Origin of the sequence: Sunxiuqinia dokdonensis, from assembly GCF_001270965.1 — a bacterium.
Lineage (GTDB): Bacteria > Bacteroidota > Bacteroidia > Bacteroidales > Prolixibacteraceae > Sunxiuqinia > Sunxiuqinia dokdonensis.
This window is the reverse complement of record NZ_LGIA01000161.1, coordinates 121,298-130,330: the sequence shown is the minus strand read 5'-3', so window position 1 is coordinate 130,330 and position 9,033 is coordinate 121,298. Positions and strand designations below refer to the sequence as shown.

General features: G+C 47.9%; 8 protein-coding genes. All 8 read left to right on the top strand.

What is annotated here, in order from left to right:
- Positions 1 to 667: enoyl-CoA hydratase-related protein (locus NC99_RS12730; RefSeq protein ID WP_157624867.1), on the top strand; the 667-nt coding region annotated here is incomplete at its 5' end.
- Positions 667 to 2,637, top strand: coding sequence for an acetyl/propionyl/methylcrotonyl-CoA carboxylase subunit alpha (locus NC99_RS12725; protein WP_053184240.1), 1,971 nt, complete (start codon positions 667 to 669; stop codon positions 2,635 to 2,637). The genes NC99_RS12730 and NC99_RS12725, both read left to right, overlap by 1 nt.
- 19 nt (positions 2,638 to 2,656) lie before the next feature.
- Positions 2,657 to 3,814, top strand: coding sequence for an acyl-CoA dehydrogenase family protein (locus tag NC99_RS12720; protein WP_053184238.1), 1,158 nt, complete (start codon positions 2,657 to 2,659; stop codon positions 3,812 to 3,814).
- 1 nt (position 3,815) lies between these two features.
- The gene (locus tag NC99_RS12715) at positions 3,816 to 4,829 is read left to right on the top strand and encodes a beta/alpha barrel domain-containing protein (RefSeq protein ID WP_053184236.1); all 1,014 of its coding nucleotides are present in this window, start codon (positions 3,816 to 3,818) and stop codon (positions 4,827 to 4,829) included.
- Positions 4,816 to 6,129 (top strand): hydroxymethylglutaryl-CoA reductase, encoded by a 1,314-nt coding sequence (locus tag NC99_RS12710; protein WP_053184234.1) that lies wholly within the window; start codon positions 4,816 to 4,818, stop codon positions 6,127 to 6,129. Before NC99_RS12715 ends, NC99_RS12710 begins: the two co-directional genes overlap by 14 nt.
- Positions 6,122 to 7,042 carry a GYDIA family GHMP kinase gene (locus NC99_RS12705; protein WP_053184232.1) on the top strand — a complete coding sequence of 307 codons (921 nt, stop codon included), beginning with the start codon at positions 6,122 to 6,124 and terminating at the stop codon, positions 7,040 to 7,042. The genes NC99_RS12710 and NC99_RS12705 overlap by 8 nt, the downstream gene beginning before the upstream one ends.
- Positions 7,043 to 7,051: 9 nt before the next feature.
- A complete protein-coding gene (locus NC99_RS12700) occupies positions 7,052 to 8,095 on the top strand; it encodes a diphosphomevalonate/mevalonate 3,5-bisphosphate decarboxylase family protein (RefSeq protein ID WP_053184230.1) in 1,044 nt (347 codons plus the stop codon).
- Positions 8,092 to 9,003, top strand: a complete 912-nt coding sequence (locus tag NC99_RS12695) for a mevalonate kinase family protein (RefSeq protein ID WP_053184228.1) — start codon at positions 8,092 to 8,094, stop codon at positions 9,001 to 9,003. The genes NC99_RS12700 and NC99_RS12695 overlap by 4 nt, the downstream gene beginning before the upstream one ends.
- Positions 9,004 to 9,033 lie beyond the last annotated feature (30 nt).

Below are 9,033 nucleotides of genomic sequence, written 5' to 3'. Positions count from 1 at the left end.
GGATGATGTTCGGTTCGTCGTGTTTTCAGGCGAAGGGCAATCCTTTTGTGCTGGAGCCGACATCAACTGGTTTGCCCAGGCCATCAATAAAGCCAAGGCTGATAATTGGCAGGAATATTTGCGTATGGCCGAGTTGATGAAAGTAATCTATCAATTTCCGAAAGTGACGATTGCTGCGGTGCACCGGAATGTATTGGGTGGGGCCAATGGCATTGTAGCGTCCTGCGATTTTGCTGTGGCAGAACATTCTGTAGCCTTTGCTTTTGGCGAGATCAAGCTCGGCATCGTTCCAGCCATCATCACACCTTTCTTGAGCCGGCGGGTCAGCAATCAAAATCTGAAAAAGTTGATGTATTCCGGCGATCGTTTCGGGGCTGCCCATGCGCACCTGATCGGCCTGGTTGATTTTTTGGCCGAAGATGGCAAGCTGGAGCAGGTTGTTGGTAAGCTGATTGATGAACTGAAAGATTCGTCACCCAATGCTTTGCGCGCTTGCAAACAGTTGTTGTTAAAATCGGGCTCGGGCGAACTGACGATCGAAAATAGTGAATACACCGCAGCGGTATTGGCCGATCTGATTCATTCGGATGAAGGACAGGAGGGACTGCGGGCTTTTCTGGAAAAGCGAAAACCGGATTGGCAGAAACTAAATGTGATGGAAAACTGATGAGCCTTTTTCATAAAATACTCATTGCCAACCGGGGAGAGATTGCCGTGCGTGTAATCAAAACAGCCAGAGGTTTGGGGATTGCAACGGTGGCAGTTTATGCTGCTGATGATTCCGGATCGTTGCACGTAGAATTGGCTGATCAGGCCGTTTTGCTGGAAGGTACCCAATTGAGTGAAACTTATCTGAATCAGGAAAAAATAATTGAAACTGCTTTGGCCTGTGGAGCCGAAGCCATTCATCCGGGTTACGGTTTTTTATCGGAGAATGCTGATTTTGCCAATCGGGTGGAACAGGCCGGACTGGGTTTTATTGGCGCTACGCCAGATCAAATTCGCTTGATGGGCGAAAAAACGCAGGCGATTGCTTTTGTGAAATCACTTGGCATTCCTGTTATTCCGGGAATGACCGGTCTTGTTGACGATATTTTGTCGCGGAGCCATCAGTTAGTGTTTCCGGTCCTCGTCAAAGCTTCGTGCGGTGGCGGTGGCAAAGGAATGGAAGTGGTGCATGACCTGGCCGCCTTGCCCGCCGCCTTGAAACGTGCACAGCGACAGGCGGAACAGTATTTTGGGAATGGCGAACTGTTTGTCGAGAAATTTCTGTCAGGCGCCCGACACATTGAAGTTCAGCTACTGGGCGATGGACAAGGGAATGCGGTGCATTTGTTTGAGCGCGAGTGCAGTATCCAGCGTCGGTATCAAAAGCTGATAGAAGAGTCGCCGGCTCAGACACTTTCCGAAGAAACCAGGGGACAATTATACCAGGCAGCAGTTCAAATTGCCCGGGAAACCAAATACCGCGGTGCCGGAACGATTGAGTTTCTGGTGGATGAGGAAGACAACTTTTACTTCCTCGAAATGAATACCCGCTTGCAGGTGGAGCATCCAGTGACCGAGTTGGTGACCGGACAAGACTTGGTGGCATGGCAACTTCGTATGGCTGCCGGCGAGCAGCTGAGCTTGAAGCAATCCGATCTGGAAATAAAAGGACATGCTATGGAGTTGCGGATTTGTGCCGAAGACCCATTGCATGATTTCAGGCCCACATCGGGATTGGTCGGCCAGGTGCATGTGCCCAACGATGCCCGGTGGGATAGTTTTTTGCGCGATGGAACATCCCTCTCTTCAAACTACGATTCGTTGGTTGGGAAACTCATTGTTTGGGCGGAAACCAGAGACGAAGCCCGTGAAAAAATGTGCGGGTCGCTCGCGAGTTTACATATTGACGGATTAAGCACCAACCAGGAGTTCCTGCTGGAGCTGGTCAAGCAGCAAGATTTCAAACAAAACAATATCAACACGCGTTGGGTCGAAGATCAGCTGCCCACGATTGTCCAATCGTTAAACCAATCGGCCGATTCAACGGCTGCTGAGTTATTGACGGCTTATGTTTTGCATCATTTTTACAGGCCGGTGAAATCGACCAAGCTGTGGAAAGCTTTGGGATATTGGCGGATGATGCACCGTTTTAGGATTCAAAGCGGTGCCGAGTGGCATGAAATTGAAATGGTTAGGAAAGAAATTGGATGGGCGCTGACCTGGAACGAAACCACTTATGATTTAAGAAATTATCATTTTAATGGTTCAATAATTGATTTCCAACTCAATAATAAAGATATTACTATCTTTATTTCCGGGGAAGAGGATGCGACCGTCCTTCAGCTTAAAGGCAAAAAGTACCGGTTAAGAAGTAATCATATTCCGGGGCAGGTTTGTTTAAACAAGCTCGAAGTGGCGCAAGGTGAGCTGAAAATGGATCAGGTTGTTGCCAATCTTTTTGGTAAAGTCATTGCTGTTTTGGTGAAGCCTGGCGACCTGCTTCAGAAAGGGCAAAACTTATTGGTTATTGAGTCAATGAAGTCGGAATTTACAATACAAAGCCCGGTGGATGCTGTGGTGAAAAATATACATGTGAGCCAAGGTCATTTGGTGCAAGACAAACAATTATTAGTGGATTTAGAATCGTAAAAAAACAAAGAAAGTCGATATGAACGCATTTTTAAACGAAACTCATCATGCGATCCGGGCAAAAGTCAGAGACTTTGCTGAGAAATACGTAAAGCCTGTGATTGGCGATTTTGAAGCCAACGAACAGTTTCCGGTGGAGCTGATTCGTTCGCTGAAAAGCCTGAACGTCTTTGGAATGCATGCTCCGAAAAAATACGGAGGTCAGGGTAGCGACTACCTGTCGTACATTATTGCGGTTGAGGAATTGGCACGTGTTGACAGTTCCGTGGCGGCAACCCTGGCAGCGCACAATTCACTTGGTGTTGGTCCGATCATGGAATTCGGAACCGAAGAGCAAAAGGCCAAATACCTGCCACCACTTTGTACGGCTGAGAATTTATGGGCTTTTGGGTTGACTGAGGAGAATGCCGGGTCGGATGCCCAAGGCGTGGAGACTGTTGCGGAGGAAAAAGCGAATGGCTGGTTGGTCAATGGCCACAAAAAATACATCACCAACGGGGCTTCTGAAATGTCGGCTGGAATTAGCTTTGTGGCGAAAACCGGATTGCGCGATGACGGACGAAAGGAATTTACCGCGTTCCTGGTCTCGCAAGATACACCGGGCTACACCCGCCAGTTTATGAAGAATAAACTCCTGTGGCGTGCTGCCGACAATGGTATGGTGTATTTGAAAGACTGTCACATTCCGAATGAGGACATGCTTGGAGAACGTGGTGAGGGGATTAAAATTATGCTGAAAACCATTGATTCAGGCCGCTTGTCAATTGCAGCCATGGGGCTTGGATTGGCTCAGGGAGCCTTTGAAATGGCTGTGAGTTTTGCAAAAAAACGGAAGCAATTTGGAAAAGCTCTTGCCAATTTTCAGGTCATATCATTTAAACTGGCCGACATGGCCATGAAGATTGAAACGGCCCGGAACACCTTGTACAACGCCTGCTGGTTGAAGGATAACGGTCAGCCGTTTGGAACTCAGGCAGCCATGGCCAAGCTCTACTGCTCGCAGGTGGCCAGCGATGTGGCCAGCGAAGCTTTACAAATTTTTGGTGGCGCGGGCTTGTTCCGAAATGATGACTATCCGATTGAACGTTTTTTCCGCGACCAACGGCTGCTTTCCATTGGTGAAGGAACTTCGGAAGTGTTGCGTATGGTGATCTCGCGTTCGATTTTAAAAGATTAAGATGGAAAAAGATCGCAAACTGGATCATATCCAACTGGCGTTTGATTCGCATACAGGGATGCTTGAGCAAGACCGGCGCTTTATTTATGAGCCCATGCTGGCAGCTCATCCTGAGGAGAAAGCCCAGCCTTTTCTATTTTTGGGAAAAATGGTTCGAGCACCATTTTGGGTTTCCAGTATGACCGGAGGAACCGGAGTTGCTGAAAAAATCAACAAAAATATTGCCCGGGCTTGTCGTGAGTTTGGATTTGGAATGGGCTTGGGATCTTGCCGAAAAATTCTATTCGATAAAACCCATTGGGCCGATTTTGACATGCGCGACACCATTGGCCCGGATCAGCCATTTTGGGCCAATTTGGGAATTGCGCAAGTTGAAAAGCTGCTCAAAGAGCGGAATGAAAAGGCGATGATCGATTTGGTTGGCGGGCTGCGGGCCGACGGACTGGTGGTCCATGTCAACCCGCTGCAAGAATGGTTTCAGCCTGAAGGCGACCACATTGAACAACCGCCCATCGAAACGATCGAACACCTGATGTCGCGTATTCATCTTCCGATCATTGTAAAAGAAGTGGGGCAGGGTATGGGGCCCGCAAGTTTGAAGCGCTTGCTGAAACTTCCGCTGGCTGCCATCGAATTTGCGGCATTCGGGGGTACCAATTTCTCCAAGCTCGAACTGATGCGCGAAAATCCGGCTGTTCAGGAGATGTATGAGCCTTTTGCTTTCGTGGGACAAACGGCCCATCAGATGGTGAAAAGCGTCAACCTGCTTTTGCAGGAAGTGGAAGAGCCGCAGTGTCGCCAGCTCATTATTTCAGGGGGAATTAAGAACTACCTCGATGGCTACCATTTGGTTTCATTAAGCCAGTTGCCCGCCATTTATGGCATGGCTTCTTCCGTTTTGAAGCATGCTACGGGCGACTATCATGAACTGAAGACCTATGTTGGAAACCAACTGAAAGCTTACCGTTTAGCGCAGCAATTTTTGACAATAAATCCCGACTATGACAGCGCCTAAACTCATCAGCGGATTTTCGAAATTGGATAGCGGACAAAAAATTCAGTGGCTTGTTGAAACCATGAATCTTGACCGGTCGACGGCGGACTTTTTCAAGTCTTTCGAATTGTCCGATAAAGAATTGCAAGCTGTTATTGCTGATTTAAGCGAAAATCACCTGTCCAATTTTCATTTGCCTTTTTCTGTGGCTCCCAACTTTTTAGTCGATGGGCAGTTGATGACTTTTCCTTTGGTGACCGAAGAAAGTTCGGTGGTTGCTGCACTGGCCAAGGCTGCCGGTTTTTGGGCAAAACGGGGCGGTTTTCACACGGAGATCATTGGCACCGAAAAGAAAGGGCAGCTTCATTTTTGCTGGAAAGGAGCGCCCGAAAAGCTGGTTGGCCTGTTTCCGCAAATCAAAAAGCAACTGTTGGATGAAGTGGCGCCACTCACGAAAAACATGGAACGGCGTGGCGGCGGAATGACAGCAATCGAACTAAAATATTTACCCGAAGTTTTACCGAATTATTTCCAAGTCGATGTTTCGTTTGAAACCTGCGATGCGATGGGGGCCAACTTCATCAATTCGTGTTTGGAACAATTTGGACGCAGCTTGAAAAACTGGGCACAGAATAACGAAGCTTTTCAGGCTGAAGAAAAGCAGGTGGAAATCATCATGGCCATTTTGTCCAACTATGTCCCCAACAGTCGGGTTAAGGTTTTGGTGGAGTGTTCGCTTGAAGAGCTGGAAACTGATCCGATGCAAGCCCGGCAATTGGCGGAGAAACTGGTGCAGGCCGTGCAAATTTCACAACGCGATGTTTCGCGGGCGGTGACGCATAACAAAGGTATTTTTAATGGGGTTGACGCGCTGGCGATTGCCACAGGAAATGATTTTCGGGCCATTGAATCGGGTGCTCACGCGTATGCCGCCCGAAATGGCAGTTACAGCGGACTTAGCGAGGCCGGAATTTTGGACGGGAAGTTTTGGTTTAGCCTGGAAATGCCGCTGGCCGTTGGTGTGCTTGGAGGCGTCACACGCTTGCATCCGCTGGCGAAAGTGGCGATGAAAATTCTGGGGCATCCTTCTGCCCGGCAACTGATGAGCTATTTGGCGGTTGCGGGCCTGGCTTCCAACTGGTCGGCAGTGAAAGCGTTGGTAACAACCGGCATTCAGCAGGGACACATGAAAATGCATTTAAGCAATATTTTATGCAGTTTTAGCCTTTCGGATGAACAAAAACAGGCGGCCAGGCTTTACTTTCAAGATCGGGAAGTTTCCTTTTCCGAAGTACAAAAATATTTGAGTGAACATGCCTGAAGTTAAACAATCGTATTATGCCAACGGAAAACTGTTGCTCACCGGCGAGTACTTTGTTTTGCGTGGCTCTAAAGCGCTTGCGTTGCCCCTGCAATATGGCCAGCAAATGGATATTCTTGAAGGCCGCCCGGGGGTTTTACGCTGGAAAGCCTTTGGCAAAGAGGGCTTGTGGTTTGCCTGTGACTTGAAGTTGCCGGATTTAAAAATTGTCGCAAGTTCGGATTCGGAAAAGGCGCTGAATTTGCAAAAGGCGCTCACCACAGCGCTAAAGATGAATCCGCATGTTGAGCTCAATGGCGGTTTGGAGATTCACACCAAAATTGATTTTCACAACCAGTGGGGAATGGGAAGCAGCAGTACCATGATTGCCAACCTGGCGGCTTGGGCCAAAGTGGATCCATTCAAGCTCAATGAAGAAATTTTTAATGGTTCGGGCTTCGATATCGCCTGTGCTTCGGCAGACGGACCGATTTTCTACCAGATAAATAAAAAACCTGAGCCGGTGGATTTGGATTATCCGTTTCTTGATGCGCTTTATTTTGTCTATTCAGGTGCCAAAAAAAGTACCCGCAGCGAAGTTCGTAGCTTTCTGAAGAAAGAAACCCTGAGCCCCGCACAGCTGGATGAAATGAATTCCATTTCGGAGCAGTTCAGCCGCGCCGATTCATTGAGTGATTTTCAGCAGTTGATGGTGGCTCATGAAACGTTGGTTTCAAAGCTGTTGGATCTTCCAACGGTTAAGTCCGCTTATTTTAGCGACTTCGATGGCGAAATCAAATCGTTGGGGGCGTGGGGTGGCGATTTTTACCTGGCGGCCACAGCCATAGACAAGGAACGTGTTTTGCAGTACTTCGCGGGAAAAGGATTGCAGGTTGTTTTTCCTTGGAAATCACTGGTGTTAAATAATCGTTGATCTGGAATTATGATGGATAAAAAATCATATGAAGCTTCGTGGGAATGCCCGTCAAATATTGCGCTGGTGAAATATTGGGGCAAGAAACCGGGACAGTTGCCCATGAATCCCTCGTTAAGTTTTAGCTTGAAGAAGGCCCAAACCAAAACGCGCATTCGCATTGAACCTGCCAGTTGTCGCAAGGTGGAATTTTTGTTTGAAGGAAAGCCTTCGGCCTTTACCGGGCGGGTGGAAAAATACCTGGCGGCCATGTCGCTTGAACATGAATGGCTGAATAATTATGCTTTCTATATTGAGAGCGAAAATACCTTTCCGCATTCCACCGGAATCGCTTCGTCAGCATCGGCCTTTGGAGCGCTGGCACTTTGTCTGGTTGATTTGAAACAGCAGGTGACCAAGAAGACATTTACACCCCAGCAATTTTTCCAAAAAGCTTCGCGCTGGGCGCGCCTGGGTAGCGGAAGTGCCTGCCGATCAGTGTTTCCATCGTTTGCTCTGTGGGGGCGGCTGGACGATGTTCCCAATTCGACCGACTGCAACGCCATTCCTCTTACAGACAAGTTTCATCCGGCATACCAATCGTTGCGCGACGCCGTTTTGCTGGTCGATTCATCCAAAAAGCAGGTTTCCAGCTCGGCGGGACACGAGCTCATGAATGATCATGATTTTAAGGACGTTCGAATTTCGCAAGCCAACAAGCATCTCAGCCAGGTGCTTGAGGCCATGCGCATTGGAGATCATGTGCGATTCTTTCAATTGATTGAAAAAGAAGCACTCAGCTTGCATGCGCTCATGATGACTTCCGATCCTTCCTTTGTTTTGTTGCATCCAAACAGTCTGTCGGTCATCGCAAAAATTAGGGCCTTTCGGCAACAAACCAGTTTAGCTGTTGGTTTTACAATTGATGCAGGCCCGAACATCCACTTGATCTATTTTGAGCAGGACAAGCAACAGGTGCATCGGTTTATTCAGGATGAACTGTTGCCTTTGACCGAAGACGGACAATGGCTGGACGACTGCATCGGAAACGGGCCAAGGAAGCTGAGTGAATGAAAAAATTTAATGCCAAGTTATTGTTGTTTGGGGAATATGGATTGCTGGTTGGTGCAAAGGCCTTAGCTGTTCCTTTCCCCCGGTTTAAAGGAGGTCTGGAGTTTTCGGATGGCGAAACGCCCGGCAACTTTAAAGATAGCCGGCTTGAGCTCGATCGTTTCGTATCCTATTTTCAACACCACCAAATAAACGCGAACATGAATTTTCCCCTTCGCCTGGAGGAAATGAAAAGTGATTTGGAAAAGGGAATGTATTTTGAATCGGATATCCCGCTGCAATATGGTGTGGGTAGTTCGGGAGCTTTGTGCGCTGCGATTTATGAGCAGTACGGCAATTATCAGCTCGACTTGAACGAGCTGAAGGATAAAAAGAATCTGTTGTCGGTTTTGAAGCAGGATTTTTCGTTGATGGAGTCTTATTTTCATGGACAGAGTTCCGGCTTCGATCCATTGGTTTCCTTTATCAACCGACCTGTTTTATTGGAAAAGCAGCAGATTGACCTGCCTTCTGCATCGCTGGAAACGCCGGACTATGCGGTTTTTTTAATCGATACCGAGGTGAAAAGTGCAACGGCACCACTCGTGCGCCTGTTTATGAATAAGCTGGATGATGAAGATTTCGAGAACAGCTTTCGAAAAGAATTTTTACCGGCGAATGACTTGGCGGTTCAGGCATTTCTGGAAGGTCGAGTTCAGGATCTTTTCAGGCAACTTGCAATTATTTCTAAATTTCAGATCGAGCACTTGCAAGAAATGATCCCGGCCCATTTTCGCCCATTGTACAACGAAATGCTGGCCTCCGGCATCCTGGTGAAATTGCTGGGGTCGGGCGGTGGTGGATTTTTACTGGCCTTTGTGCCCGGGGATGTTCAACTTCCGGCTGAAATAAATCGCATTAAAGTTTTTTAAGCCGATTGCCTCACGCTAATCTTGAATTTT

What these genes read in the sequence shown, in the direction of transcription:
- NC99_RS12725 (WP_053184240.1), top strand. Translation starts at nt 667, where the DNA reads ATGAGCCTTTTTCATAAAATACTCATTGCCAACCGGGGAGAGATTGCC.
- NC99_RS12720 (WP_053184238.1), top strand. Translation starts at nt 2,657, where the DNA reads ATGAACGCATTTTTAAACGAAACTCATCATGCGATCCGGGCAAAAGTC.
- NC99_RS12715 (WP_053184236.1), top strand. Translation starts at nt 3,816, where the DNA reads ATGGAAAAAGATCGCAAACTGGATCATATCCAACTGGCGTTTGATTCG.
- NC99_RS12710 (WP_053184234.1), top strand. Translation starts at nt 4,816, where the DNA reads ATGACAGCGCCTAAACTCATCAGCGGATTTTCGAAATTGGATAGCGGA.
- NC99_RS12705 (WP_053184232.1), top strand. Translation starts at nt 6,122, where the DNA reads ATGCCTGAAGTTAAACAATCGTATTATGCCAACGGAAAACTGTTGCTC.
- NC99_RS12700 (WP_053184230.1), top strand. Translation starts at nt 7,052, where the DNA reads ATGATGGATAAAAAATCATATGAAGCTTCGTGGGAATGCCCGTCAAAT.
- NC99_RS12695 (WP_053184228.1), top strand. Translation starts at nt 8,092, where the DNA reads ATGAAAAAATTTAATGCCAAGTTATTGTTGTTTGGGGAATATGGATTG.